Genomic DNA, 25,536 nt, shown 5'->3' with positions numbered 1-25,536 from the left:
ATACAATACAAATACGAGCAACCATCGCATGAAAGGGAGGATCGCCCATGGCCAACGGCGAAGCACGAGAACAACATCGCGAACGACAAGACCGTTTTTCCCGCCTAATGTTCGGATCTTTTCCTTCTCGCGCAACCGGTGAGCGCGAAGATCAAGGGAGCGGGGCAGAGCCGCCTTTACTGCCGAACATCGATTTCATGAAGCTGTTTGAAAACGTCAATACGCTAGCCGACTCATTGCAACAATTAAAACCGCTCGTGAAAAAGATCAACTCGCTCGTCGACTTATTGAAAAAATAGCAGGGGCTGGTCCAAAAGAGCGGCAATGCCCCTATCTGAGGCAACACGGAAAAATAGACCACCTCGAAAATCCGGTAAAACCAAGGGTTTCAGAGGTGGTCTCTTTCACATACTTCGATTAAATTTCATCAAAAAGGAGCTTTTGAGTCAGCTCCTGCCCTTGTCGTTTACGGGAGTTCATTGTATTGGCAGAAAAATTGCCCGATTTGCCGAGCCAGTTGGCGCCGTTTCTCCGGCAGCTCGTAAACGACGCGCACCTGGTTGTTTGTCGTTTTCATCCATTGTTCATATTTACGGCTATGCAAGGCGGATGGATACGGGCTCACTCCGGCCAGCTGCCAAATCGTCACCGGAACGTCATGAGGACTGAGAAAGAGGGACGGAACAGCCTCGGGCACCTCCTCTTCTTTCAAGCCATAGGCAGTCGCGATTTCCCTCACCATCCGCCGGTACACGAATGGATGTTCCTGTTCATAGTCAAGCTGGGCGCGTACGTCAAGGCAAGGGTTGATCATGGCGACGGCGCGGATTTGACTTGGCATGGCGCCAAGCAGTTGCAAGGCAACGAGCGCGCCCATTCCTTCGGCAACGATATAGATGCGCTGGTTCACAATTTCGCTTTTCAACACCGAGTAAATGAGTTGGCGCGCCAGCCGGACCGCTTTCGGACTTCCCCAATGCCGGCCGTACAAATGGGACGAAAAGACCGTATACCCACGTTCCAACCAATCTTCCAGCCATTGGCGCCGCCCCGGATGCTCGAGCCAAAAACTCGTCTGTTCGTTCACAAAATGGTCGCCGTCGCCCATTAAAAAAAGGGCAAACCCATTTGGGCGCTCCGGCACGTGAACGATGCACCATTGCTCATCGAGTTGAAAAAACCGCCGTTGTCCTGCCATCGTTTCCATTCACCCTTGTTTGGCAATGCATAATGGTACAGTATACGATATGCGCGGCCAAAAAAAACGTCCGGGTATATGCCTACGCGACAAATTGTGATAAGATAAGAAAAGGAATGACGAGAAGATGGGAGGAACAAAGATGCGCTTGTTTTGGACGTTTTTTTGGACGTTTTTGCTCGTGCAAATGGCAACGTACGTCATGGGCTCGATGCAAGGGATCGGCTATAACTTCGCGACCGGTGCTTTGCTTGGCGTCATCGTGACGATCTTAGTCTTCGTGATTGCAGCCCTGATTCCGGACGAGCCGGCCGGGGATCACCATCATTGATCATTCGCTTCATAAGACAACGCCTTGGGGTGAAAGTCCCAAGGCGTTGTTTTTTGTCATCTTTAACCGAGAATCCTCCCACTTCAACACCTATATATAGATGCGATTTGAAGCTTTAACATTTGTAGCTTTTACCGAGCATTTGATCGACTGTCGGGCGACCGAACAACGCCGCTTTCAGACCCATGTATGGGTCTGTGAAGCGGGTGGTTGTTCGGGTCTTCCGTCACGCCTTGGCGTGACGGAGGCAAGCCTGTGGCTTGCCTTCGACAGTCGAAAAATGGACAAGCGACTTTTCCATCAAGGATATGTTAAACTTTTTCGTTGCATCTATATAGGTGTAAGTGGAGGAGCATTCCATCCCTATTGATATAGACTTGTGTTTTCCGTCCATGCTCAAACAATGCGACCAACCCCGGCAGACAGGAAGCACGTCTCTCCGCGTCGGCGGCGCCCCCTTCAGCTCGTTTGCGCCGACGGACGAATGACGATCTGCCCGTTGTCAACATCGACCGTGACGGTGCTGTAATCTTTCACCCGCCCAGCGATCAGCTCTTTCGCAAGCGGCGTTTCGATTTGCTTTTGCATAAACCGTTTGAGCGGGCGGGCGCCGTATACTGGGTCGAAGCCCGCTTCGGCGATGTATTGCTTCGCCGCTTCGGTCAGCACGAGTTCGATATGCCGATCGGCCAAACGGGCCGACAGCTCGCGGGCGAACTTTTCGACGATGCCTTTCACTTCATTCATCGACAATGGCTTAAACAAGACGATATCGTCGATCCGGTTTAAAAATTCTGGGCGGAAATGGGCGCGCAGTTGGTCAAACACTTGTTTGTGCGTTTCTTCATCGATGTCGCCCTGTTTGTTTTCCAACAACAGCGGCGATCCGATGTTCGATGTCATAATGACGACCGTGTTTTTAAAGTCGACCGTCCGCCCTTGCGAATCGGTGAGCCGTCCGTCATCCAGCAGCTGCAGCAGGATGTTGAACACTTCCGGATGAGCTTTTTCGATTTCATCGAACAACAGAACGGAATACGGCTTGCGCCGCACCGCCTCGGTCAGCTGGCCGCCTTCCTCATAGCCGACATAGCCGGGCGGCGCTCCGATCAAGCGGGAGACGGCGTGTTTTTCCATATACTCGGACATGTCAAGACGGATGAGCTGCTCCTCACTGTCAAACAGCGCCTCGGCGAGCGCTTTGGCCAGTTCCGTTTTGCCGACGCCGGTCGGTCCGAGGAACAAAAACGATCCGATCGGGCGGTTCGGGTCTTTCATGCCGGCCCGCGCCCGCAAGACGGCGTCAGCGACAAGCTCGACCGCTTCGTCTTGACCGATGACCCGTCTATGCAGCAATTCATGAAGGCGAAGCAGCTTTTCTCTCTCTCCCTCGACGAGGCGGGTGAGCGGAATGCCCGTCCAGCGTGACACGATTTCGGCAATCTCTTCTTCCGTCACTTCCTCGCGCAGCAATTTCCCTTCACTTTGCTCACTGATTTCTTGCTCGAGCTGTTTGAGTTGCTTTTCCAACTGCGGAATGCGGCCATGGCGAAGCTCCGCCGCCTTGTTTAAATCATACTCGTTTTCCGCCTCTTCCAGTTCGCGTTTTGCCCGCTCGAGCGCCTCGCGCAAACGGCGGACGCGGTCAAGCGCCTCTTTTTCTTTTTGCCATTGCGCTTTCATGGCGTTCGCCTTTTCACGCAAATCGGCAAGTTCTTTTTGCAATGCCACAAGCCGCTCGCGGCTCGCTTCATCCGTTTCTTTGCTTAAGGCCGCCTCTTCAATTTCAAGCTGCATGACGCGGCGCATCACTTCGTCCAGCTCCGACGGCATCGATTCCATTTCCGTCCGGATCGTCGCGCACGCTTCATCGACCAAATCGATCGCTTTGTCAGGCAAAAAGCGGTCAGAGATGTAACGGTCGGACAAAACGGCGGCCGCGACGAGCGCGCGATCGTGGATTTTCACTCCATGGTGCACTTCATACCGTTCTTTCAATCCGCGCAAAATCGAAATCGTGTCCTCGACACTCGGCTCTTGGACAAGCACTTGTTGGAAGCGGCGCTCGAGCGCCGGGTCTTTTTCGATGTATTGCCGGTACTCATCAAGCGTCGTCGCCCCGATGCAGCGCAACTCGCCGCGGGCAAGCATCGGCTTGAGCATATTGCCGGCGTCAATCGCCCCTTCCGCTCTGCCGGCGCCGACGATTGTATGCAGTTCGTCAATAAATAAAATGATGCGGCCGTCGCTTTTTTTGATTTCATTGAGCACCGCTTTCAGCCGTTCTTCAAATTCACCGCGAAACTTTGCTCCGGCGACGAGCGCGCTCATATCAAGAGCGAAAATCGTTTTGTCTTTCAGCCCTTCCGGGACGTCTTTGCGCACGATGCGTTGAGCGAGCCCTTCGACAATAGCGGTCTTCCCGACGCCCGGCTCGCCGATCAACACCGGGTTGTTTTTCGTCTTCCGCGACAAAATGCGGATGATGCGGCGAATTTCACTGTCGCGGCCGATGACCGGGTCGATTTTTCCCGCTTTCGCTTCCGCGACAAGGTCGCGCCCGTATTTTGCCAACGCTTCATAGGTTGCTTCCGGATGTGGACTCGTCACGCGTTGATTCCCCCTTACTTTTCTCACTGCCGCTAATAGTGCTTCCTTCGTCAGTCCAAACGACGCCAGCTGCCGAGCGACCGGCTCGGCGCCATGAGGCAACGCGAGCAGCACATGTTCGACCGATATGTACTCGTCTTGCATTCGCTTCGCTTCGTTTTCCGCCTCCTCAAGCAGCCGCGCTAAGGCGGGCGCAACATACAGCTGCTCGTCCGCCCCATGCACTTCAGGCTTTTGGCGAAGCTGGCTGCGAAGCCAGTCCGCAACCTTTTCCTTGTCGGCGCCGGAAAGCTCCACGAGCCGCGGCGCCAGGCCGCCTTCTTGTTCGAGCAGCGCAATCAGGAGATGCTCGACATCAAGCTGTTGATGATGTCGTTCTTTGGCGAGCGACTGCGCCGCCATCAGCGCCTCTTGCAGTTTTTCCGTCAAACGGCTTGCGTCCATGCCGTTCCCTCCATTTGACCTTCTTTGACCATAAATCATTATAGCCGATCGCGAAGCACACGGCAAATCAAAAGCCACTCCATACTTGGAATGGCTTTTGTTGTACTTCACGGTTTGCGCAAATACGTCCAATGTCGATTATGGTTCGACGTTTCCGGGAACGTATCGCCGGCTTTTAGTTTCAGCTTTTTCGGGTGTTTTACATTGTCGCCCGTTTCGCCGATTTCAATGTACACGCCGTTGTTCGGCGCTTTATCCCCTGGTTTGAAATGGCGCGGTTGGCCCATTTGTTTCATCCCCCTTGCTTCGATTGCATTTGTTAGCATTCCCGGTTTTGCCGCTGTTCATAAGAAGGGAAATGATGGGGCCGCCGCACACGGAGCGTCAAGCCGTTCACAATAAAAACGTTTCTTCCTCATGGAAATTCTTTTCCTTGCAAAAAAAGAAAAAAGGAACTCCCGAAACGGGAATTCCTTTTTCCTATAGGATCGACACTAAAATCGCTTTTTGGGCATGAAGCCGGTTGCCGGCCTGCTCAAATACGACCGAGTTCGGGCCGTCCATGACGCCGGCCGTCACTTCTTCGCCGCGATGGGCCGGCAGGCAATGCAAAAAGAGGTAATCCGGCTTCGCCGCTTTGGCGAGCTCTTCATTCACTTGGTACGGCTGAAACACTTGAAGCCGCTCGGCGCTTTCGCTTTCTTGGCCCATGCTCGTCCATACGTCCGTATAAATCGCATCCGCTCCGGCCACTGCCTCAAGCGGGTCGTGCGTCACAACAACTGTTGCTCCGGTTTTCTCGCCGATCTGGCGCGCTGCCTCGACGTATTCCTCCTTCGGCTCATAGCCTGGCGGACAGGCAATGAAAATATCCATTCCCACTTTGGCTGCGGCCGCAAGCAAGGCGTTGGCGACGTTGTTGCCGTCGCCGACATAGGCGAGTTTGACGCCTTGGAACGTTTTCTTCGCTTCGTAAATCGTCAGCAAATCCGCCAGCGCCTGGCACGGATGATCGTCGTCCGTCAAGCCGTTGATGACCGGAACGGACGCATACTCGGCCAATTCCTCGACTTTTTGATGGGCAAACGTCCGAATCATCATGACATCGACGTATTGCGACAAGACGCGCGCCGTATCCGCAATCGTTTCACCGCGGCCAAGCTGCAAATCGTTGCCGTTTAAATACATCGCCTGGCCGCCAAGCTGGATCATGCCGACTTCAAACGACACGCGCGTGCGCGTTGAGGGCTTTTCAAAAATCATCGCCATTGTTTTGCCGGAAAGCGGCGCATACGGCACGCCGGCTTTTTGTTTCGCTTTTAAATCGGCTGCTAGCGCCAACAAGTCCATAATTTCGTCTGTTGAAAAATCGAGCAGCGTTAAAAAATCTCTCCCTTTTAATGACATCACTGCATTCATGCGATCACCGCCTGTTCTGCCTGTTTTTTCTTTTCCAACCAGCCGTGGATCGGCTGCACATCAAGATGATCCACATCGAGCGCCTGCAAGAAGAGCTTCAATGTCTCACGTTCCGTGAAGACGAGCAATTGTCGGGACAACGCAGTCATTCGTTTGTTTGCCTCGTCTTCCTCTTTGCCCAAGTTGATCACCGCGAGCGCCGTGTCGCGCTTCACCCAATCGGCAAACGGGACATCTGACACGATCACAAGCTGTTTCGCTTCGATTTCCGCGGCCATCGTCTCATCGATGCCGCCAATCACATACATTTCATTGGCGTTTGCTTTCTTTCGCAAGTACGCGTAAAACGCTTTGTACGCCGCTTCTTCCTTCGTCGCGGCGATGCTGATGCCTTCACCGGTCGATTTCATCTCCGGTCCAACCATCGGGTCAACCCCCGGCAGCTTATGGGTCGAAAAGACCGGATACTTTAACACGGCGTACGGCATGACCTCCAATCCGCGAGCTTTTTCGTCAACGATGTCGACGAGTGATTTCCCAAGCAATAACTTTGTCGCAATTTGCGCCAATGGCACGCCGGTCGTTTTGCTGACGATCGGCACCGTCCGGCTCGCGCGCGGGTTCACTTCCAGGACATATACATTGCCGTCCGCAATGACATATTGAATGTTCATAATTCCTTTAAAGCCGAGTTTTTTCGCAATCCGGCTCGCATAGTCGATGATTTTCGCTTTTTCTTCGTCTGTGAGCGTCTGCGCCGGCAGCCAAGCATAGCTGTCACCGGAGTGGACGCCGGCTTTTTCGACGTGTTCAATGATGACCGGCAGCACGATGTCTGTTCCATCCGTCACGATGTCCGCTTCTGCCTCTTTCCCGTCCAAATACGCATCAATCAAAATCGGATAGGTCAACTCGCCTTGCTCGATCAAAGCAGCGAGCTGCGCCTCGCTATGGACGATAAACATGCCGCGGCCCCCGATGACATACGACGGACGAAGCAGCACCGGGCAGCCGATCTCAGCCGCTTTGGCGGCGAGCTCCTCGGCGTTGTTCGCCATCAAGCCCGGTACGTGCGGGATGTCAAGCTCCTCAAGCAACTGGTAAAAACGATCGCGGTCCTCGAGCTGGTCAATCATATCGTACGTGACGCCCAACAGCGACACGCCGGCTTCTTCAAGCCCTTTGACCAAATTGATCGCCGTCTGTCCGCCAAATTGAACGATGACATGCTTGATTTGTTCCGCTTCGATAACATCGAGGACGCTCTCAAGCGTCAGCGGTTCAAAGTACAGACGGTCGGCGACGGCAAAGTCGGTGCTCACTGTTTCCGGATTGTTGTTGATCATCACCGTTTCATAGCCTTCTTTTTGCAAGGCGAACACGCTATGAACGGAGCTGTAGTCAAACTCAATGCCTTGGCCGATGCGAATAGGTCCGGCTCCAATGATCAGCACTTTCTCCTTGCCGCTCGCTTTCTTCCGCTCGTCTTCGCCGAAATAGGTCGAGTAGTAATAATCCGTTTCCGAATGAAATTCGGCCGCGCACGTGTCGACCATTTTGTATGACGGCACGATGCCAAGTTCCTTCCGCTTGTTGCGCACATCAAGCTCCGTCACGCCCCACGTTTCGGCCAAAAAGGCGTCGCTTGCCCCTTTTTCTTTCAAGAAGCGCAACGTCGGCTCATCGATCGTATCGATCGTGGTGGCTGCCGCCTGTTTTTCGAGCGCCACGAGCCGTTCGAACGAAGCAAGGAAAAAGCGGTCGATTTTCGTCCATTCGTGAATGGCTTCGACCGCCACCCCGCGGCGGAGCAGTTCCAAAATGGCGAAAAAGCGGCGGTCGTCTTTGTCAACAAGCAGTTGTTTCAGCTCGTCATCCGTTTTCGCCGAAAGCTCCGGCAAAAACAGTCCGTTGTTTTTTCCTTCGAGCGACTGCACCGCTTTTTGGAACGCCCGCTCCATATTGCGATCGATCGCCATCACTTCCCCGGTCGCTTTCATTTGCGTACCGAGCTTCCGATCCGCGTGCGGGAACTTGTCAAACGGCAAGCGCGGAAACTTGACGACGACGTAGTCCAAGGCCGGCTCGAAGCTGGCGTACGTCGTTTTCGTCACCGGATTGACGAGTTCCGCGAGCGTATAGCCAACCGCCAGCTTCGCCGCAATGCGGGCGATTGGGTAGCCGGTCGCTTTCGAGGCGAGCGCTGACGAGCGGCTGACGCGCGGGTTGACTTCGATTAAGTAATATTGTTTGCTGTTCGGGTCAAGGGCGAACTGAATGTTGCAGCCGCCGATGATCCCTAATGCGGAAATGATCTTCACCGCCGACGAACGGAGCATTTGGTACTCCTCATCGGTCAACGTCTGCGACGGTGCGACGACGATCGAATCGCCCGTATGGATGCCGACTGGATCGACGTTTTCCATATTGCAAACCGTGATGCACGTATTCGACTGGTCGCGCATCACTTCGTATTCAATTTCTTTAAACCCAGCGACGCTCCGTTCGATCAAACATTGGCGGATCGGGCTTTCGGCCAGCCCTTTTTCCACGAGCGCGAGAAACTGCTCCATGTTTTCGGCAATGCCGCCGCCCGTCCCGCCGAGCGTATACGCGGGACGAATAATGATCGGAAAACCGATTTGTTCGGCAAACGCGACCGCTTCCTCGACGCTTGTGACAATTTCGCTCTCCGGCACCGGTTCGCCAAGCTCATGCATTAACGCGCGGAACGCTTCGCGGTCTTCCCCGCGCTTGATCGCTTCAATCGGTGTTCCGAGCAGTCTCACCCCATACTTTTCAAGCACGCCGGCTTCATGCAGCTGAAACGCCAAGTTGAGCCCTGTCTGGCCGCCGAACGTGGCGAGCAGCCCGTCCGGGCGTTCTTTGGCAATAATCGCTTCGAGCACATCGACGGTGAGCGGTTCAAAATACACGGCATCGGCATGAACTTCATCGGTCATGATCGTCGCCGGATTGTTGTTCACTAAAATGACGCGATATCCTTCTTCCTTTAAGGCGATGCACGCTTGTGTGCCGGAATAATCAAACTCGGCGGCCTGGCCGATGACAATCGGCCCCGACCCGATCAGGAGAATCGACTGAAGCGAAGAATCTTTAGGCATACACGTTCTCTCCCTTGAACACGGTTTGCAAAAATTCGTCGAAAATATAGCCGGTATCTTGCGGCCCCGGATGCGCCTCCGGATGGTATTGCACCGACAAAATCGGTTTATGGCGATGGGCGATGCCTTCGATCGAGCCGTCGTTGACGTTGATGAAGCGGATGTCAAACGGCTTGCCCGCCAAGCTTTCCTCTTTGACGACGTAACTATGATTTTGCGATGTCATCATTACTTTTTGCTTCCCGGCGTCCCACACCGGCTGATTGGCGCCGCGGTGCCCGAAGCGGAGTTTTTCCGTATCCGCCCCGTACGCTAAGGCGACAAGCTGATGGCCAAGGCAAATCGCAAGCGTCGGATACCGGTCGATAAGCTGACGGATAGCGGGAAGCTGATGGCTTAACTGTTTCGGATCGCCTGGGCCGTTCGAGAGGACAAGCCCGTCCGGTTTCAGCGCGTCAATCGCTTCCGGCGCCGTATCATGCGGCACGACCGTCACCCGGCAGCCGCGTGCAAGGAGCGACTGCAAAATCGACTTTTTATAGCCGAAATCGATGAGCACCAAATGCGGCCCGGCTTCGCCGTATGTTTCGATCGTTTTCGTTGACACCGCGCGCACTGGAAACGCCGCTTCCTCATCAGCAACTGCTGGAATCGGCGACAAACTTAATTCCGCCATCATCGTCCCAGCGGTGCGGATTTCTTTCACAAGGGCGCGCGTGTCCACGTGCGTGAGAAGCGGAATGTTCCAATGCTGCAAGTATTCTGCCAAGCTGTATTTCGCCCCGTAATGAAATCCTGTGCCGCTCGCTTCGTAGACGACGACCGCTTCGACGTGCGGCCGCTTGCTTTCAAAATCGTCTTCATTAATGCCATAATTGCCGATCAGCGGGTACGTAAAAACGATGATTTGGTTTTTATACGACGGGTCGGTCAACACTTCTTGATAACCGGTCATGCCGGTGAAAAAAACGATCTCCCCGCTCACCTTTTCTTCAAGCGGAGCGGCGAGCTCGCCGCTGAACGTTTTTCCGCTCGCCACATGCAAGTACGCTTTCATTGGCGCCACCTCATCGTTTGAGTTTTTATAACCGTTCAAGAATTTTTATGCATGAACAGGAATAAAAATTAAGCCGTCGGCCGTCCGTTTACAAGACGGCTGAGGCGTTGGCGTTGTTCAACACGTTTGTTAAAATGTCCACCGCTTCATCGATTTCCGCTTTCGTCACGACAAGCGGCGGCAGCAGGCGGATCACCTTCGGCCCCGCCGAGAGGACAAGCAAGCCGTTTTCATGAATCAATGGCAACAGCGGTGCGACGTCCGTTTGGCACTCGACCCCGACAAGCAGCCCGAGCCCGCGCACGTCCTTGACGATGTCAAGCGGGGCGAGCGCGTCATGGAGGCGCTCAAGCAAATAGCTGCCTTTCTCCTGCACTTCTTGCAAAAATACCGGATCGAACACAACTTCTAACGTCGCCTTGGCAGCGGCCATCGCGATCGGGTTGCCGCCAAACGTCGACCCGTGCACGCCAGGCCCAAACGACTCTTTCAAAAACGCTTTGCCGATCATCGCACCAACCGGAATGCCGCTTCCAAGTCCTTTCGCCAGGGTGATGATGTCGGGCTCCACGCCGAAATGCTGGTAAGCAAACGGCTTTCCGGTCCGGCCGATGCCGGTTTGCACTTCGTCGATGATCAGAAGCGCCCCGTGCTGTTGACACAGCTCCGACGCTATTTGCAAAAACGCCGGGTCAACCGGGCGGACGCCCCCTTCCCCTTGGACGACCTCAAGCATCACCGCGGCCACTTCTTCGTTCATTGCCTGCTTGAGAGCGTCGACATCATTCAGCGGCAAGTGAATGAATTCCGGAAGCAGCGGACCAAAACCGCTATGCACTTTCTCCTGCCCGGTCGCCGCCATCGTCGCGAACGTCCGGCCGTGAAACGATTGGGAAAACGTGATCACTTTGTGTCGTCCGGTATGTTTGCGCGCCAGCTTCAGCGCCGCTTCGTTCGCCTCGGCTCCGCTATTGCAGAAAAAGACGCAGTCGCCGGCGCTGTGGGCGACAAGCAAGGACGCGACCTCTTCTTGAATGGGAATCGTAAACAAGTTCGATACGTGCCAATATTGATTCAGCTGCTTTTCAATCGCCTTTTGGACGTGCGGATGGCGATGGCCGAGATTGCAGACGGCAATGCCGGAGACAAAGTCGAGATATTGTTTTCCGTTTACATCGGTCACAACCGTCCCTTCCGCGGCTTGGACGGCGATCTTCCAACGGTTGTATGTCGGAAACAGCGCGCTCATAAATATACCCCCACTTCTTTGCGAATCGTTGTGCCGTGCCATGTTCCGTTCTGGTAAAACGTCGTTTTGCCGCTGACGATCATCACCTCGGGCAGCGCATCGGACAGGGCGGACAGCGCCGCTTTCACTTTCGGAATCATCCCGCCCGTGATGACGCGGTCTTCGATCAGTCGTTCAATCGTTTCCGCCGTCGCCTCGGCCACGAGCGCGCCGTCTCTCAAAATGCCGGGCACGTTCGTCACAAACGCGAGCTGGCTGGCGCCAATGGCGGCCGCGACCGCCCCAGCCGCCGTGTCGGCGTTAATGTTGTATGTTTGCCCGTTTTGGTCGATGCCAAGCGGCGAAACGACCGGAATGTAGCCCGCCTCAAGCAGCGTGCGCAAAAGACGGGAGCGAACCGTTTTCACACGGCCGACATAGCCAAGTTTAGCAAAGTCAATCGGTTCAGCTTCGAGCAGCCCCCCGTCCACGCCGGAAACGCCGACCGCCGGCAAGCCGTTCTGCCTGAGCATCGCCACAAGCTGTTTGTTCACTTTGCCGGAGAGCACCATTTCCACAACGGCCAGCACCTCTTTCGTCGTTTTCCGCAAGCCGTTGACAAACTCGCTCGGCACCGCCAGTTTTTTCAACATTTGCCCGATTTCCGGCCCGCCGCCGTGGACGATGACGACATCCATCCCTTGTTCCCGCATCATGTTCACGCTGGCAAAAAAGGCGGGAGACAGCTCATCGAGCACGCTGCCGCCGCATTTGATGACGACCGTTTTCCCCATCGTTCTCTCTCCTTACGTCCGATAGCTGGCGTTGATTTTCACATAATCGTACGTCAAGTCGCAGCCCCACGCGACGCCGAAGCCATCGCCCAAGTGCAAATCCACCTCAATGACGACCGTCTCTTGTTGCAAATACGCCGTCGCTTCTTCTTCCGAGAACGGCTGCGGCTCGCTTCCTTTCAGCATCACAATCGGCCCGATCGCGACATCAACATTGTCCGGATCAACGTCAGCGTCCGCATAGCCGATCGCGCCGATGATCCGCCCCCAGTTGGCATCCGCGCCGTAAACGGCCGTTTTCACTAAGTTGGAGCCAACGATTTGCTTCGCGACTTTTTTCGCCTCATCGTCCGTTTTCGCGCCGCGCACGCGCACTTCAATGAGCTTCGTCGCCCCCTCGCCGTCTCTGGCGATTTGCTTCGCCAAGTCTTCGCACGTTTTCCGCAGCGCCTCGTAAAAGTGTTCCCAATCCGGATGATTCGGCGTCAGCTCGTCATTTCCGGCAAGACCGCTTGCCATCACCACAACCATGTCATTCGTCGACGTATCGCCATCGACCGTAATTTGATTGAACGATACATCGGTAATCGACCGGAGCGCATCATGCAGCACCGCCGAAGAGATGTTGGCATCGGTCGTAATGAACGCGAGCATCGTCGCCATGTTCGGATGGATCATCCCCGATCCTTTCGCCGCCCCGCCGACGGTGACCGTTTTCCCATCGACGGTCGTTTGGTAACAGGCGCGCTTCATCACCGTATCCGTCGTTAAAATCGCCGTTTGAAACGCCTCAGCATCCGCCATCGTCGCCCCTGGAACAAGCTTTTCGATGCCCGCGCGAATTTTTTCCATCGGCAAATATTCCCCGATCACGCCCGTTGAAGCGACAGCCACATGGTGCAGCGCCAGGCCAAACTGTTTCGCGCACAGCTCGCGCATTTCATAGGCGTCCTTGAGCCCCTGCTCGCCGGTGCAGGCGTTCGCGCATGCGCTGTTGACGATGACCGCCTGCAATTTTTGTTCTACAGCGAGGCTCGCCTGCGTCACTTTGAGCGGCGCCGCCTGGAAATGGCTTTGCGTATACACCGCCGCCGCCGAAGCCGGCACGTCGCATAGAATAACCCCTAAATCTTTTTTCGAATAGCGCAGCCCGGCGTGCACCCCAGCCGCTTGAAATCCCTTCGGCGTGACGACCGTTCCATCGGCGACCGCCGTTACTTGCGCCGTTTGTTTCGTTGCTGTCATTGTTCGTTCCCCTTCCCTCACGGATAGATCGGCAAGGATTGGAGGCCCTCGGCCTCATCCCAGCCCATCATCAAATTGAAGTTTTGCACCGCCTGCCCGGCAGCGCCTTTCATCAAGTTATCGATCACCGACACGACCGTCACCCGTCCCGTCCGTTCATCATAGGCGAGGCCGATGTCGCAATAATTTGAGCCGTACACTTCTTTTGTCGCTGGAAACTGTCCAAGTTGACGGATGCGGACAAACGGTGAACCTTCATAACTTGTTTTATATAAATCTACCAAGTCGTTTGGCGAAATCGATTGTTTCGCCTTCGCATAGATCGTCGCCATAATGCCCCGTGTCATCGGAATCAAATGGGTGCTGAACGTAATCGGCTCCATCGCTTCATTCCACGTTTGCAGCGTTTGCTCAATTTCCGGAATGTGCTGATGGACGTTCACTTTATAAATTTTCACGTTTTCGTTCACTTCGGAAAAATGCGTCCCAAGCCCTGCTTTCCGCCCCGCGCCCGATACGCCGGACTTGGCGTCAACGATGATCGAGTCTTCCTTAATCAATCCTTCTTTGACAAGCGGCGCCAAGCCAAGCAGCGTCGCCGTCGGATAACAGCCCGGGTTGGATAGGAGCACGGCCTCGCGCACCGCCTCCCGATTCCACTCGGTCAGCCCGTACACCGCCTTTTGCAAATATTCCGCCGGCGCCGTCTGCCGCCCGTACCATTGTTCGTACACCGCTCCGTCTTTCAAACGGAAATCCCCGGATAAATCGATCACTTTCACTCCCCGATCCACGAGCGCCGGCGCCCACTCCCCGGACACCCCGGGCGGCGTGGCGAAAAAGACCGCATCGTAACGGGAAAGCGCCTCGATTTCAAGTTTATGCAACACCGCACCATCGACCGAACCGACGTGCGGGAAACTTTCCGATACATGAACCCCGTCCTGCGACGACGAGAAAACGTCGCAACGGCTCACATGCGGATGCCCGTGCAACAAGCGGAACAACTCCGCGCCGCTGTACCCCGTCGCCCCGATAATGGCTACGTTCATCATGTTCCCCCTCACCCGTATGCCTCATGTAGTTCTCATTATAATACTGTATAAAAATAAAATCAAATGTATATTTAATAATTTTCGAGGATTTTTTTCTTGCCCCTCCCTCCGTCTATGGGAAACGAATACCGATTTGTCCCGGCAGCCAAGGTGCATCCTTGACTCCATCGCCCTCATGTTCTCGGGATGCAAAGACTTTCACAAACGATTCCATCGATGTTCAACAAGTTTTCAATCTTTCCACTATCCTTATATTGACTTCCCTCTTTTTTCCTGTACACTTTTATATAGCGATACATTTTACGTAAGGTTGTGATCGGATGAACGAGATTGAATCTCGTGAATGGCAGAAGTGGCTTACACCGCTTGGGCGCGATCTTCGCCTTGAGAAGGGAACGTACTTGTTTCAAGAAGGGGAAAAAGCAGACGATATTTACTATATCCAATCGGGGAAAATCCAAATCAGCAAAATGGACATGGACGGACGGGAGCTCGCGCTGCGCATTTGCAGCGAGGGCGATTTGATCGGCGAGCTGACGCTGTTTTGCCCTGGGGCCCGCTACATGCTGACGGCGAAAGCGCTTGAAGACGGCGTCGTTTCCGCCATTCCGCGCGAAAGGCTCGAACAAGAGCTCGCCAATCATCCGACGCTGGCGATCGAGCTCATGAAATGGATGAGCGTCCATTTCCGCAAAACGCAGACGAAATTCCGCGACTTGATTTTACACGGCAAAAAAGGAGCGCTCTATTCAACGCTCATCCGTCTGTGCAACAGCTACGGCGTGATGAAAGAAGACGGCATTTTGATCGACGTGCCGCTGACGAACCAAGAGCTCGCCAACTTTTGCGGCACCGCCCGCGAAGTCGTCAACCGCATGCTCGGCGATTTGCGGAAAAAAGGCGTCATCTCCGTGCAAAAAGGAAAAATTTGCGTCCACAACTTGCAATATTTGCGTGACGAAATCGCCTGCGAAGGCTGCCCGCCCGAGCTGTGCCGCATTGACTGACGGGCGGGTGCGGCAAAAAAAGGAGCTGACCCAAAAGAGCGGTAATGTTCCTATTTAGGGCGACATGGAAAAACAGGCCACCACGAAAAACCCGGTAAAACCAAGGGTTTCAGAGGTGGTCTCTTTCACATACTTCGGTTAAATTTCACCAAAAAGGGGGCTTTTGAGTCAGCCCCTTTTGCTCTTTTCGGAGCAATCATTCACACCGCACCTTACTTCACTATATCGCGATCCATCCAACTCAGACGGCCATCGTCTCCATTAAAGGCCATCGTCTCCATTAAAAAAGATAACAAAAAATGCGCAAATACACACCTCTCGCTGCCCTGTAGGCAAATACGATGTTTACTGATGATGATCGTTAAGAAAAGAAAACAAGCCCACAAACAAAAAAATCCCCCCTAGCGTTTTATAAGTGCTTATATATTCTTTTAACATTTGCAAATATTCTTGAGAATCCACAGATCCCCCCATGGATCGAACCCAGGATGAAGCAAAACGACTCCCTAATTCAGGACTATTTAACATCAACCACAATCCGATGAGAGAAAGAACGAGTGAAACAAACTTCATTTTGTTTGGACTTTTTAAAATATTCATTTTGCATCCCCCTTTTTAACTATCCGTTATGCTTAAACGAAACACAAAAAACAGAAGCAAGTTCCATCAGGAAACTTGCTTCAATATTTCTATAAATAACGGAACACAGAACATTACTCATAGTAATAAAAACATACCCCTACAGGCTTAGCAGCATATCCATACCCTACTTTAGAATCCGATCCAATAAGTGGGTCGTACCAAACTTCAAAGTTATAAACTTTGTAATACGGTCTAGCTATTATGGTATAGGTTTTTCCTGCTGGAACTTGAATTTGATAAGTGTCTGTAACTTCATAAGATTTTGTTACGTTAAATCCCAACGCTGCCGAAACTGTTTCAGCGCTTATATTTGTGTTCGATGACCATGTGGCAGAAACCCCTTGTTTTATAGACATGGTAGCTGTTGATGGTCCTTTAAAAGTAGATTGTCTTATTATTTCTGTTCCACATGCTTCACTAGTAGTAATGTTTTTTAGATAATAACCCGTTCCTAATTGTGGAGTCACCACAGGACGATCCCCTGGAAGGGATGACTCTTGTGCTTGAGTGTATGCGATTGAAACCCCAGCTAGTTTTTTCCCTTTTGGTCCAGGAACAGAAGTTTCTAATCTTTTAAGAAAATTCTAGGTCTGTTATTTCAACCACCTTGTTCCCGCTTTGAGATACGACCACACTCGATTCTTTCGCTCTATCTAAAAACCCATTTACTGTCACATTCGTCTTGCTACTGAGTGAACATCCTGCATTTGAAGTCCCTTCTTCGGCAGAAGCGATGATACTGCCACCCAGCAACAGACCGAAAACTAACGAAAAAGAAAGGATTGATTTGAGAAGATCTTTTATCATTATAACCTCTCTCCAATTACAAAAATTATGTCCTCCAAAAGCAGCCAAGCAACGCGATCTGCCCACTATCTCTAAGCGCGAAACATTTTGACGGCAACTATTCGCACCCCTTTTTTTAACCTTTATTTTACAATTAGATTATATTTCGCCTTTACTAAAATTGTCAATAAAAAATTTGAATTGTTTGTTTTTTTGTCACATAAAGTAAGATTTTTAAGCTTTATCGAGTTGTTTTTTGGCTCATCACCAAATTTTGTGATTTAGTGACAAAAAAGAGAAAGTACTGACGAGATCCTGGCCATAATGTTAGCGGTGAAATCAACATTAAGGAAGTCTCGTAAGGGCTTTCGATACCACTAGGATTGCTAGAATTGAAAACGATTGATTTCCCACTCATGTTGAGTGACTTCCATGCGAACCACTGGGAAGTCGAACACTTGGCGAATGTCTACTTGAAGTGGATCGACATGTTCTAATTTTTATTTATTTGAGAACGAGCATAGAAGAAGAGGTAGGCTTTTGAAACGACCCTTTGCAAAACCGTTACAAGGAATTCATGCCCATTTCACATCATGCTTGTGCAATGAAAAAGCAATACCGCCTAACCAAAAGAAAAAACCCCAAACGGTCATGGATGCCTCCCGTTTGGGGTTCGCTCAAGAGTAGAGCACGATCATCGCGATGAAAAAGTACGCCGCGTTGGCGATTTCCAGCATGCCGAGTTTCATGATCGGCAGCGACTTGCCGTATAAATAGACGGCGCGGGTGACGCTCGGGGCGTAGGCCAAAACGGCGAACGGCTCGTCAATGGCGATGAGGCCGACGATCAACAGGACGTGGTAGCCCCATGACAGCCATTTGTACCGTTCGTTTTTCTTTTCCCGAATCATCGTTTTGACGTAAAACGTGCTGCCGATGAAAAAGAGGAAGGAAAACAGGGCGAGTTCAAACGCTTCGATCGTCAACGCCCCGCGTCCGGCGTAAAAGGCGGCGAGGCCGCCGATGCAAAACGCCGCGATGGCCGCTGCATCATTCCAAAAGGCGCGCTCATTCTTTTTCTTGCTGTAGTACGTGTTCACCAAGAAAAACGGCACCATGGCGAGCCCGAAGTAGAAAAGCGCCGGCTGTTGCCAAAGAGAGACGGCAAGCGCCGCGGCGGCGATGGCGCCATAGCGGGCGGCAGCGGACACGTACGGCTCTTTCCGCTTCGTTTTCACCGCCATCAAGAGCGGATACGTCGCCAAATAGAGCGCAAGCCAGGCGACAAAGAGCGGCGCGTGAATCCACGAAAGCCCACCGGCGTACGCCCCGAGCCAAAACGGGATGATGAGCATCGCCCAGGCGCCGTGTTGTTTTGGCATCACCCATTTGCTTTTGTTCGCCATCCGTCTCATCCTCCGCTTACCGGTGGAATAAAGGCGACCGTGTCGCCGGCGTGAAGCGGCGCTTCGTCGCGGACATACTCCTCGTTGACCGCTGTCATGACGCGCCCGAGCGAGATGCCGTAGCGCTCTTCCACTTCGGCTTTCAGTTTTTTCACCGTTTCCGGAACATTCGGCCACATCACTTCCCGCTCGCCGACTTGCTCGCCCAAATGGGCAAAAAACAAAAGACGGATCATCATTCATTCACCTCCGGCTTTCCGAACGGATATGCTTCCGTTTCTAATTGGTTTCCAATCCATTCACTTCCATCTTCCCATTGTTCTTTTTTCCAAATCGGCACGATTTGCTTGATCCGCTCAATGGCATAGCGGTTCGCCTCATACGCTTCGGCGCGGTGCGGCGAGGAAACAGCGATGACGACGGCGATGTCGCCGATCTTAAGCCGCCCGATCCGGTGGGTGATGGCGGTTTTCGCCCCTGGCCATTTCTCCGCAATTTCCGCCCCGATTTGCGCGAGCATTTTCTCGGCCATCGACACGTACGCCTCATATTGCAAAAAGAGCGTCCGCTTGCCGTTCGTCCATTCGCGCACCGTGCCGGCAAAGACGGCGACCGCCCCCGCTTCCGGACGCATCACTTTTTTCATCACATCCTCGACCGAAATCGGCCGATCGGTAATGGCAAACAACGGTTCTGTCATGCTCGTGTTCTCACCTCGTTCATGAGCCATGGAATATATTCGTCATCATCGGCCAGCGAAAACACCGGGTGCGCTAGCGGCCCTTCGAGCGGCTCCCAGGCGATGACGGCGCGGATGTTGGCGAGGTGCTGAAGCGACGCCCAATCTTCCCAAGTGCGGACGAGCACGACTTTCGGGTGCCGCTCTTGTTTGTAGCCTTCGACCAACACGAGATCGAGCCGAAGCGGCGCATAAAGCGCCAACACATCATCCAACCGCCACAACGGGCGGCGGAGATGAAGCTGCAAAAGCCCGTCCCCTTCCACCGCCGTTGCCACCGCCCCGGCCCGCTCATGGCGGACGGAATCGACGCCTTCCGGCCGCGCGGGCTCGCCGCCATGGCCGTGGTGCTTCACCGTCCCGACGCGCCATCCTTCCCGGACCGCGGCCGCCACCCATTTTTCCATAAGCGTCGTTTTGCCGCTATGTTTATAGCCGACGACTTGCCAGACGTTCATTCGCTTGACCCCTCATCGTCATCAAGAAGCCACACTTCGACCTCATCGCCAACCGCAAACCCTCTCGTTCCGCCCGGCAGCACCATCAAGGCGTTCGCAAAGGCAAGCGAGGTGACGATGTTCGACTTGTCCATGCCGACCGGCTTCACGACAAGCCGACCGTCAACCGCCTCGACCCGGCTGCGCACGAAGCGGGTGAACGGGTTCGGCTTCGGAAAATCGGCGCCAAGGGTGGCTTTCGCTTTTTTCAAATACGGCTTGGCCGAAAACAGCCGCGTGCGCACGACCGGGCGGACGAACAGCTCATACCCGACGTAGCACGCCGACGGGTTTCCGGATAGACCGAACAGCAGCTTGCCATCAATCTCGGCGACGGTCGTCACGCTCCCCGGGCGCATGGCGATTTTGTTAAACAACACGTTCGCTCCGAGCCGCTTGTAAATGGCGGGCAAATAATCGAAATCCCCGACCGAGACGCCGCCGGTCGTAATGAGCATGTCCACTTGATCGAGCGCCTGGCGCACAGCGTGAAAACAAGCATCGAGGTCGTCGGCGAGCTGGCCCAAATAAATCGGCTCGGCGCCGCTTTTGAACACCTGCGCCTCGATCATGTAGGCGTTGCTGTTGCGGATTTTTCCCGGCACAAGCGGTTCAGAGACGTCGAGCAGTTCGCTGCCGGTCGCAAAAATGCCAATCCGCGGCTTTTTCGCCACCTTCACTTCGGCGTAGCCGAACGTCGCCAAGAGCGCCGCCACCCCGGGATTGATGCGCGTTCCTTTTTCGACAAGCGGCTGCCCTTTTTTCGCATCTTCCCCTTGAAACGAAATGTTGTCGCCAGGGCGGAACGGGCGTTTAATGGCCATATACGTTTTTCCATCCCGCTCGTACTGTTTAGCGAGCTCGAGCATGACGACCGCATCGCACCCCTCCGGAATTTGCGCCCCGGTCATCAAGCGCACCGCTTGAAACGGGCCGACGGGCTGCTTCGCCACTTGCCCGGCGCCGATCGTTTCAATGACTTCAAACTCGACCGGATGGTCAAGTCCCGCTCCTTCCGAGTCGGCGGCGCGAATGGCAAATCCGTCATACGGCGAGCGGTCAAACGGCGGCACATCATGGTCGGCACGCAAATCTTCGGCCAAATAGCGGCCGTACGACTGCCTTAGCGGCACGATCTCCTCTTCTCCTCTCCCAGCGTAACGCATCACCCGGGTGATGGCTTCCGCTACGGGAATGGGGGTTCGTCTTTCGACCATCTCTCTCTCTCCTTTCGATCATACGGCTGGCGGCAACGATATCGTCCTTTTAACGTTGTTGCCATTGTTGCAGCCGTTTTATGCCTTCCGCCAACTTTTCATCAACGACACTCGCATCGGCGATGTGTTGCAAAATCATCTCCCGCGTTTCGCCAAACAAAGCGGTGGACTGTTCGAGCTCTTGCCTCACTTCATCCGCATAGCGGTATTGTTCCTGAATATAGTTTAGCACGTCTTGGGCCCGATTTTCGACTCGATCGATCAGTTCCATCATCGCCGACCATTTCCGCGCTGTATGAATGCTCATTTGGACAACCGTTTCGATCAAAGACGAAATGGCCTCCGTCTGCTCAAGCGACCGCTCGATTTCCTGCTGCACAGCATCGGTTAACTGATGAATCGTTTCCGTGCTGTCCGCCGTATGCTCAGCCAATTTCCTCACTTCAGCGGCGACGACGGAAAACCCTTTGCCATGCTCTCCGGCACGGGCGGCTTCGATCGAGGAGTTTAACGCAATCAAATTCGTCTGTCCAGCAATTTCTTTAATCACTTTCACAATTTGTTCAATTTCTTGCGAGCGGCCGCGCAACCGATGCATCGCGGCCGATGTCGTTTCCATCTCACTGCCAAGCCGCCCCATCGCCTGCTCCATTTCTCCCGACATGCGGATGCCTTCTTTTGCTGCTGCGACCATCTGACCCGCCGTCTCCACCAACGCGTTCCCTTGTTCGCACAAACGGTCGGAGATCGCGTATGATGACTTGCTGAGCGTACTGACATTATCGACTTTTTCTTTCGTTCGATCAACGAGTTGGCCTAATACATGGTGTTGCCCGTTGACCACTTCATGCTGGTGAACGATGTCCTGCAACTCCCCAAGCAAACCGGCCACCGTCTCATGAACCGCTTCCTTTTGTCTCGTAAGCTTTTCTTTCATCTCAGCGAGTTGCCGCTCCAGTTCTGTTTTTTCCTCCTCCCACTGCCTTCCCTTCACCAACGCCCACATATCCGTCTCCCCTTTTCCTTCTCTGGATTTGCTTCTGTTGTCAACACGTTGTATGTTATCCGCTGAACATGTACGTTCTCAGTCATGAAAGCAGACACCGCCTCCGCAAAGAGTCAGCAGAAGTCTGCTTTTTTATTGTACGATAAAGAGGAAAAGTACTGTTGTGACGTTTATCACATGCATCGATGTCTACTTTTTTTTACGTATGTGAGATCCGTCACAACACCTTCGCGAAAAACACGGTATGCTGAAGCTGCAACGATTTGACGATGGAGGGATCCGAAATGGAACAGCGTTTTACCGAACAATCGTTGATTGGTGATGTTGTTACGCAATTTCCGAAAGCAGCCGACTTATTTAAAGCGCGGCGTATCGATTTTTGCTGCGGCGGACAGCGCCCGTTAAAAGAGGCCATCGAAGAGCGTGGACTGGATGGCGAAGCGCTCCTTCGCGAGCTGAACACCCTTTACGCGGAGGCGCAAAACAAGCCGACGGGAAACTGGAACGAAGCGCCGCTCGACGAACTCGTCGATCATATTGTAAGAACGCATCACCGCTATTTGAACGAGGAACTGCCGCAGCTCAGCCCATATGTCACGAAAGTGTTGCGCGTGCACGGCATGCACCATCCGCATCTGTCCCAAGTGCATAAACGGTTCCATGAGTTAAAAACGGAGCTTGAGCAACACTTGATTAAAGAGGAAACGGGCGCATTCCCGCTCATTTTGCAATTTGCCGACAACCCATCGCCGGAAAACCGGGAAGCGGTCGAGCGAGCCGTCCGCGAACTGGTCAATGAACATGACGCAGCCGGCGATTTGATGAAAGAAATTCGCGACATCACCAACGACTTCACCCCGCCGGAAGATGCGTGCGGCACGTATCGGCTCGTCTACAGCCGGCTCGCGGCGCTTGAAGACGACTTATTTACGCACATCCATTTGGAAAACAATATCCTCTTCCCGCGCGTGTTGGCGGCGGTGAAGGCATAAGCAGGCGAAGCCATTCCCCCATTTCTAAGGTAAAGGCAGGCGCATCGAGCGATAAAAAGCAGGGCTGCTTCTTCGACGGAAAGAGCAGCCCCGTTTCTTTGTTATCCCCCAATATACGACATTTCAATTTTCGGCCGTTGTTTCGCCGTTTCGGCTGTCCGTTCTTCCGAATAGCGATCCGTCCGCCGGTTCCAGACGGCTGTAATGAGCGCCTTCAGCTCCTCTTTCCCTGCCCCGGCGCGCAGTTTTTCTTTCAAAGACACACCTTTCGAGGCAAAGAGGCACGTATACAGCTTGCCGTCGGCGGAAATGCGCGCCCGTGTGCAGCTTTGGCAAAACGTTTCCGTCACTGAAGCGATAAAGCCGACTTCGACGTTCGTGCCCGCGTACCGGTAGCGGCTCGCCACCTCGCCGAAGTACTCGTGTTCGATCGGCTCGAGCGGGTGCATGGCGTTGATTTGCTCGTACATCTCTTTTTTCGTCACGACATGGGAGTAATCCCAGCCGTTCGTCGTGCCGACATCCATAAATTCAATAAAGCGGAGCGGAATGCCCAAGTCTTTAAAGTAAGCCGCCATCGGCACGATTTGCGAGTCGTTCCATCCTTTTTTGACGACCATGTTCACTTTGACGCCAAGCCCCGCCTCGCGCGCCGCTTCAATGCCTTTCAACACCGGAGCGGCGCCGACGCCGATGCCGTTCATGTTGCGGAAAATGTCATCGTCCAACGCATCCAAACTGACGTTGACGCGCTGCAACCCAGCCGCTTTCAGCCGTTTCGCCCATTTCACCAAATGGATGCCGTTTGTCGTAAGGGCAACGTCTCGCAAGCCGGGAATCATGGACAACCGCTCAATAAGCACATCCAAATCGCGCCGAAGCAGCGGCTCGCCGCCGGTCAGGCGGATTTTTTCCACCCCAAGCTCGACAAAGCATTCCGCCAACAGCGCCATTTCGTCAACGGTTAACAGCTGGTCTTCCGCCAGAAAGCGAAAATTCGGCCCGAACACCTCCGCCGGCATGCAGTAGACGCAGCGAAAATTGCATTGGTCGATGACCGACAGCCGCAAATCGCGCAACGGGCGGGACAGGCGGTCGGCGATCGTCACCCGGTCGCGCTCTTCCATGGCGCTCCCTCCTTTCCATATCATGGCCGCGTGATGTTCCAACGGCCTGCTCCTTATCGCTGCCAACGGCCTAGTTTCGCCGCACAAGACAATAAACTAAACGACAATCCAATCGTGACCGCCACCCATGCCCACGCCAACTCCATCCGCCCCGACTCCATCGCCATATAGACGGCGGTCGGGATCGTTTGCGTTTTGCCTGGGATGTTGCCGGCAAACATGAGCGTCGCGCCAAACTCCCCAAGGCTTCTGGCAAACGACAGCACCGCTCCGGACAACAAAGCGTTTCTAGCCAACGGCAGTGAAATATGCCAAAACACTTGGCGCTCGTTCGCCCCATCGATGCGCGCCGCTCCTTCAATGGCGGGGTCGACGGCTTCCAGCCCTGCTTTCGCCGCCTGGTACATGAGCGGAAACGACACAACAACCGCCGCCATCACCGCCGCGCCGGGCGTAAACAATATCGTTGTGTGAAACCACCTTTCCACCAGCTGTCCGATTAGGCTATGACGCCCAAACAAAACAACAAGCAAAAACCCGACGACCGACGGCGGCAATACAAGCGGCAGCATAAACACCGTCTCCACCACTGTCTTGCCGCGAAACCGGCGGCGCGCCATCCGTCTCGCCGCCGCTGTCCCGAGGATCGCGACAATCACGCCGGCAAGAAGCGATACGTTTATCGATAACCAAACGGGTGACCAAAATTCCGCCATGAATCAACCCTTCTCTGCTACATCTCCATCTCACTATACGAAAATGAGCAGCCATATGCTGTGATACTGCTCACATTGATTGTATCATATATGCACAGAAATCCGATTTAGAAAAATTTGTGACAACCCGCACAAAAGGGGGGCAACCGGTGATTTTTTTCACTCTCTCCCGCTGTGATGTTTTTTACAATAGAAGTAGTCGAACAAATGGAGATGTCGACAAAAAAAGCGATTCCTCCCCCACTTACTCCCTTTGGTCGTTGAAGTGGGGGTCTCCTCGCCAAAGACGATGAACGGTGAGAGCCGCACTGCCATGAATCGTGATTTCTCCCACTTGCGTTCGTTGCTGCAGTCGTCGAAAAAAGTGATTCCGCTTCGCAAGCACTCGTTTTTGTTTCAAGAAGGCATGCCGGCTAATGAGCTATATTTAATCCTTTCCGGCAAGGTGCAAGTAAGCAAAATTTGCCCGGACGGAAAAGAAATGTGCTTTCGCATTTGCGGAAGCGGAGAAATCGTCGGCGAGCTGACACTATTTACGAACGATCCGCGTTATTTATTGACGGCCAAAGTGATCGAACCCGGTGAAGCAGCAGTGGTAAATAAAACCGAACTGGAGGAACAGCTGCTGATCAATCCGACCCTTACCCTCGAATATATGCGCTGGATGAGCAAGCATACCCGGCGGACGCAGACGAAGTTTCGCAACTTGATAATCCCTCCCTGACTTTCAAAATATGTGGCTTTGTTTGTACTTCCATCATACGCCAGAGAAGGAAACAGATTTGTGAAGCTGATCACATCCTTTCCTGTTGTCACCATTTTGCCACAAGCGTTGTCACGGTTTTGTCACATCCAAAAAAAGAAAAAGCCCGTCCCCAAAAGGAACGGACACGAT

General features: G+C 53.6%; 25 protein-coding genes and 1 pseudogene. 5 read left to right on the top strand and 21 right to left on the bottom strand.

The genetic code is table 11. The features are described 5' to 3' along the window. Positions 1-47: 47 nt before the first annotated feature. A complete protein-coding gene (locus GYMC52_RS03920; RefSeq protein ID WP_013523163.1) occupies positions 48-299 on the top strand; it encodes a hypothetical protein in 252 nt (83 codons plus the stop codon). 167 nt (positions 300-466) lie between these two features. Here GYMC52_RS03920 and GYMC52_RS03915 read toward each other — a convergent pair whose 3' ends face one another. Then, positions 467-1,207 (bottom strand): alpha/beta hydrolase, encoded by a 741-nt coding sequence (locus tag GYMC52_RS03915; protein ID WP_013523162.1) that lies wholly within the window; start codon positions 1,205-1,207, stop codon positions 467-469. A gap of 133 nt (positions 1,208-1,340) precedes the next feature. Here GYMC52_RS03915 and GYMC52_RS03910 point away from each other — a divergent pair, with 133 nt between their 5' ends. Then, positions 1,341-1,529, top strand: a complete 189-nt coding sequence (locus GYMC52_RS03910) for a YjzD family protein (protein ID WP_011230302.1) — start codon at positions 1,341-1,343, stop codon at positions 1,527-1,529. Between the two features lie 459 nt (positions 1,530-1,988). Here the strand turns inward: GYMC52_RS03910 and clpB are convergent, their stop codons facing one another. The 9 genes from clpB to argC form a co-directional block, all read right to left on the bottom strand. Then, the gene (clpB, locus tag GYMC52_RS03905) at positions 1,989-4,583 is read right to left on the bottom strand and encodes an ATP-dependent chaperone ClpB (RefSeq protein WP_013523161.1); all 2,595 of its coding nucleotides are present in this window, start codon (positions 4,581-4,583) and stop codon (positions 1,989-1,991) included. Positions 4,584-4,690: 107 nt separating this feature from the next. Continuing rightward, on the bottom strand, positions 4,691-4,870 hold the full coding sequence (locus tag GYMC52_RS03900; RefSeq protein WP_011230299.1) for a YjzC family protein: 180 nt from the start codon (positions 4,868-4,870) through the stop codon (positions 4,691-4,693). Between the two features lie 193 nt (positions 4,871-5,063). Next, entirely contained in the window at positions 5,064-6,002 is a 939-nt protein-coding gene (gene argF / locus GYMC52_RS03895; protein WP_013146083.1) for an ornithine carbamoyltransferase, read from the bottom strand. Further along, positions 5,999-9,127, bottom strand: coding sequence for a carbamoyl phosphate synthase large subunit (locus GYMC52_RS03890; protein WP_013523160.1), 3,129 nt, complete (start codon positions 9,125-9,127; stop codon positions 5,999-6,001). The genes argF and GYMC52_RS03890 overlap by 4 nt, the downstream gene beginning before the upstream one ends. Continuing rightward, positions 9,120-10,184 (bottom strand): carbamoyl phosphate synthase small subunit, encoded by a 1,065-nt coding sequence (locus tag GYMC52_RS03885; protein WP_013523159.1) that lies wholly within the window; start codon positions 10,182-10,184, stop codon positions 9,120-9,122. The genes GYMC52_RS03890 and GYMC52_RS03885 overlap by 8 nt, the downstream gene beginning before the upstream one ends. Before the next feature lie 88 nt (positions 10,185-10,272). After that, complete coding sequence (locus tag GYMC52_RS03880; RefSeq protein ID WP_013523158.1) at positions 10,273-11,433, bottom strand: acetylornithine transaminase; 1,161 nt, start codon at positions 11,431-11,433, stop codon at positions 10,273-10,275. Then, positions 11,430-12,206 carry an acetylglutamate kinase gene (argB, locus tag GYMC52_RS03875; RefSeq protein ID WP_013523157.1) on the bottom strand — a complete coding sequence of 259 codons (777 nt, stop codon included), beginning with the start codon at positions 12,204-12,206 and terminating at the stop codon, positions 11,430-11,432. Before argB ends, GYMC52_RS03880 begins: the two co-directional genes overlap by 4 nt. 12 nt (positions 12,207-12,218) lie before the next feature. Continuing rightward, positions 12,219-13,451: a bifunctional ornithine acetyltransferase/N-acetylglutamate synthase gene (argJ, locus tag GYMC52_RS03870; RefSeq protein WP_013146088.1), complete on the bottom strand. Its 1,233-nt coding sequence runs from the start codon at positions 13,449-13,451 to the stop codon at positions 12,219-12,221. A gap of 17 nt (positions 13,452-13,468) precedes the next feature. Continuing rightward, positions 13,469-14,503 (bottom strand): N-acetyl-gamma-glutamyl-phosphate reductase, encoded by a 1,035-nt coding sequence (argC, locus tag GYMC52_RS03865; RefSeq protein ID WP_013523156.1) that lies wholly within the window; start codon positions 14,501-14,503, stop codon positions 13,469-13,471. A gap of 323 nt (positions 14,504-14,826) precedes the next feature. On the opposite strand from argC, the gene GYMC52_RS03860 reads away from it, so the two are divergent. After that, positions 14,827-15,513 carry a Crp/Fnr family transcriptional regulator gene (locus GYMC52_RS03860; RefSeq protein WP_013523155.1) on the top strand — a complete coding sequence of 229 codons (687 nt, stop codon included), beginning with the start codon at positions 14,827-14,829 and terminating at the stop codon, positions 15,511-15,513. A gap of 345 nt (positions 15,514-15,858) precedes the next feature. On the opposite strand, the gene GYMC52_RS03855 is transcribed toward GYMC52_RS03860, so the two are convergent. The 9 genes from GYMC52_RS03855 to GYMC52_RS03825 all read right to left on the bottom strand — a co-directional run bounded on the left by GYMC52_RS03855 (position 15,859) and on the right by GYMC52_RS03825 (position 21,806). Further along, the gene (locus GYMC52_RS03855) at positions 15,859-16,113 is read right to left on the bottom strand and encodes a hypothetical protein (RefSeq protein ID WP_013146091.1); all 255 of its coding nucleotides are present in this window, start codon (positions 16,111-16,113) and stop codon (positions 15,859-15,861) included. 113 nt (positions 16,114-16,226) lie between these two features. After that, positions 16,227-16,625 (bottom strand): DUF6426 family protein, encoded by a 399-nt coding sequence (locus GYMC52_RS19935; protein WP_230982742.1) that lies wholly within the window; start codon positions 16,623-16,625, stop codon positions 16,227-16,229. A gap of 103 nt (positions 16,626-16,728) precedes the next feature. After that, positions 16,729-16,962 carry a hypothetical protein gene (locus GYMC52_RS19930; RefSeq protein ID WP_013523154.1) on the bottom strand — a complete coding sequence of 78 codons (234 nt, stop codon included), beginning with the start codon at positions 16,960-16,962 and terminating at the stop codon, positions 16,729-16,731. Positions 16,963-17,618: 656 nt separating this feature from the next. Next, positions 17,619-18,347 carry a YwiC-like family protein gene (locus tag GYMC52_RS03850; RefSeq protein ID WP_013523153.1) on the bottom strand — a complete coding sequence of 243 codons (729 nt, stop codon included), beginning with the start codon at positions 18,345-18,347 and terminating at the stop codon, positions 17,619-17,621. A gap of 5 nt (positions 18,348-18,352) precedes the next feature. Continuing rightward, a complete protein-coding gene (moaD, locus tag GYMC52_RS03845) occupies positions 18,353-18,583 on the bottom strand; it encodes a molybdopterin converting factor subunit 1 (protein WP_041469367.1) in 231 nt (76 codons plus the stop codon). After that, positions 18,583-19,047 carry a molybdenum cofactor biosynthesis protein MoaE gene (locus GYMC52_RS03840; RefSeq protein WP_013523151.1) on the bottom strand — a complete coding sequence of 155 codons (465 nt, stop codon included), beginning with the start codon at positions 19,045-19,047 and terminating at the stop codon, positions 18,583-18,585. Before GYMC52_RS03840 ends, moaD begins: the two co-directional genes overlap by 1 nt. Further along, on the bottom strand, positions 19,044-19,544 hold the full coding sequence (gene mobB / locus GYMC52_RS03835; RefSeq protein WP_013523150.1) for a molybdopterin-guanine dinucleotide biosynthesis protein B: 501 nt from the start codon (positions 19,542-19,544) through the stop codon (positions 19,044-19,046). The genes GYMC52_RS03840 and mobB overlap by 4 nt, the downstream gene beginning before the upstream one ends. Beyond that, complete coding sequence (glp, locus tag GYMC52_RS03830; protein WP_013523149.1) at positions 19,541-20,800, bottom strand: gephyrin-like molybdotransferase Glp; 1,260 nt, start codon at positions 20,798-20,800, stop codon at positions 19,541-19,543. Before glp ends, mobB begins: the two co-directional genes overlap by 4 nt. Before the next feature lie 49 nt (positions 20,801-20,849). Further along, entirely contained in the window at positions 20,850-21,806 is a 957-nt protein-coding gene (locus tag GYMC52_RS03825; RefSeq protein WP_013523148.1) for a methyl-accepting chemotaxis protein, read from the bottom strand. Between the two features lie 284 nt (positions 21,807-22,090). Here GYMC52_RS03825 and ric point away from each other — a divergent pair, with 284 nt between their 5' ends. Continuing rightward, positions 22,091-22,798 (top strand): iron-sulfur cluster repair di-iron protein, encoded by a 708-nt coding sequence (gene ric, locus GYMC52_RS03820; protein WP_013523147.1) that lies wholly within the window; start codon positions 22,091-22,093, stop codon positions 22,796-22,798. Between the two features lie 101 nt (positions 22,799-22,899). Here ric and moaA read toward each other — a convergent pair whose 3' ends face one another. Both moaA and modB read right to left on the bottom strand, forming a co-directional pair. After that, entirely contained in the window at positions 22,900-23,925 is a 1,026-nt protein-coding gene (moaA, locus tag GYMC52_RS03815; RefSeq protein ID WP_013523146.1) for a GTP 3',8-cyclase MoaA, read from the bottom strand. 53 nt (positions 23,926-23,978) lie between these two features. Further along, on the bottom strand, positions 23,979-24,641 hold the full coding sequence (gene modB, locus GYMC52_RS03810; RefSeq protein WP_013523145.1) for a molybdate ABC transporter permease subunit: 663 nt from the start codon (positions 24,639-24,641) through the stop codon (positions 23,979-23,981). Positions 24,642-24,930: 289 nt separating this feature from the next. Between modB and GYMC52_RS03805 the strand changes: the two are divergent. Continuing rightward, positions 24,931-25,356, top strand: a pseudogene (locus GYMC52_RS03805) (Crp/Fnr family transcriptional regulator); the annotation flags it as partial. Positions 25,357-25,536: the final 180 nt, after the last annotated feature.

The organism is Geobacillus sp. Y412MC52, from assembly GCF_000174795.2.
GTDB classification, from domain to species: domain Bacteria; phylum Bacillota; class Bacilli; order Bacillales; family Anoxybacillaceae; genus Geobacillus; species Geobacillus thermoleovorans.
The sequence above is the reverse complement of the archived record's forward strand: the minus strand, read 5'-3'. Positions and strand labels throughout refer to the sequence as shown.

Excerpts from the sequence above, each read along its gene's own strand:
- GYMC52_RS03850 (WP_013523153.1), bottom strand. The coding sequence starts at position 18,347 with ATGGCGAACAAAAGCAAATGGGTGATGCCAAAACAACACGGCGCCTGG.
- clpB (WP_013523161.1), bottom strand. The coding sequence starts at position 4,583 with ATGGACGCAAGCCGTTTGACGGAAAAACTGCAAGAGGCGCTGATGGCG.
- GYMC52_RS03860 (WP_013523155.1), top strand. The coding sequence starts at position 14,827 with ATGAACGAGATTGAATCTCGTGAATGGCAGAAGTGGCTTACACCGCTT.
- GYMC52_RS03915 (WP_013523162.1), bottom strand. The coding sequence starts at position 1,207 with ATGGAAACGATGGCAGGACAACGGCGGTTTTTTCAACTCGATGAGCAA.
- argF (WP_013146083.1), bottom strand. The coding sequence starts at position 6,002 with ATGAATGCAGTGATGTCATTAAAAGGGAGAGATTTTTTAACGCTGCTC.
- GYMC52_RS03855 (WP_013146091.1), bottom strand. The coding sequence starts at position 16,113 with ATGAATATTTTAAAAAGTCCAAACAAAATGAAGTTTGTTTCACTCGTT.
- GYMC52_RS03885 (WP_013523159.1), bottom strand. The coding sequence starts at position 10,184 with ATGAAAGCGTACTTGCATGTGGCGAGCGGAAAAACGTTCAGCGGCGAG.
- GYMC52_RS03840 (WP_013523151.1), bottom strand. The coding sequence starts at position 19,047 with ATGACAGAACCGTTGTTTGCCATTACCGATCGGCCGATTTCGGTCGAG.
- argB (WP_013523157.1), bottom strand. The coding sequence starts at position 12,206 with ATGGGGAAAACGGTCGTCATCAAATGCGGCGGCAGCGTGCTCGATGAG.
- argC (WP_013523156.1), bottom strand. The coding sequence starts at position 14,503 with ATGAACGTAGCCATTATCGGGGCGACGGGGTACAGCGGCGCGGAGTTG.
- glp (WP_013523149.1), bottom strand. The coding sequence starts at position 20,800 with ATGGTCGAAAGACGAACCCCCATTCCCGTAGCGGAAGCCATCACCCGG.
- GYMC52_RS03900 (WP_011230299.1), bottom strand. The coding sequence starts at position 4,870 with ATGGGCCAACCGCGCCATTTCAAACCAGGGGATAAAGCGCCGAACAAC.
- moaA (WP_013523146.1), bottom strand. The coding sequence starts at position 23,925 with ATGGAAGAGCGCGACCGGGTGACGATCGCCGACCGCCTGTCCCGCCCG.
- argJ (WP_013146088.1), bottom strand. The coding sequence starts at position 13,451 with ATGACAGCAACGAAACAAACGGCGCAAGTAACGGCGGTCGCCGATGGA.
- GYMC52_RS03920 (WP_013523163.1), top strand. The coding sequence starts at position 48 with ATGGCCAACGGCGAAGCACGAGAACAACATCGCGAACGACAAGACCGT.
- GYMC52_RS19930 (WP_013523154.1), bottom strand. The coding sequence starts at position 16,962 with ATGATAAAAGATCTTCTCAAATCAATCCTTTCTTTTTCGTTAGTTTTC.
- modB (WP_013523145.1), bottom strand. The coding sequence starts at position 24,641 with ATGGCGGAATTTTGGTCACCCGTTTGGTTATCGATAAACGTATCGCTT.
- GYMC52_RS03825 (WP_013523148.1), bottom strand. The coding sequence starts at position 21,806 with ATGTGGGCGTTGGTGAAGGGAAGGCAGTGGGAGGAGGAAAAAACAGAA.
- GYMC52_RS03880 (WP_013523158.1), bottom strand. The coding sequence starts at position 11,433 with ATGAGCGCGCTGTTTCCGACATACAACCGTTGGAAGATCGCCGTCCAA.
- moaD (WP_041469367.1), bottom strand. The coding sequence starts at position 18,583 with ATGATCCGTCTTTTGTTTTTTGCCCATTTGGGCGAGCAAGTCGGCGAG.
- ric (WP_013523147.1), top strand. The coding sequence starts at position 22,091 with ATGGAACAGCGTTTTACCGAACAATCGTTGATTGGTGATGTTGTTACG.
- GYMC52_RS03910 (WP_011230302.1), top strand. The coding sequence starts at position 1,341 with ATGCGCTTGTTTTGGACGTTTTTTTGGACGTTTTTGCTCGTGCAAATG.
- GYMC52_RS03890 (WP_013523160.1), bottom strand. The coding sequence starts at position 9,127 with ATGCCTAAAGATTCTTCGCTTCAGTCGATTCTCCTGATCGGGTCGGGG.
- mobB (WP_013523150.1), bottom strand. The coding sequence starts at position 19,544 with ATGAACGTCTGGCAAGTCGTCGGCTATAAACATAGCGGCAAAACGACG.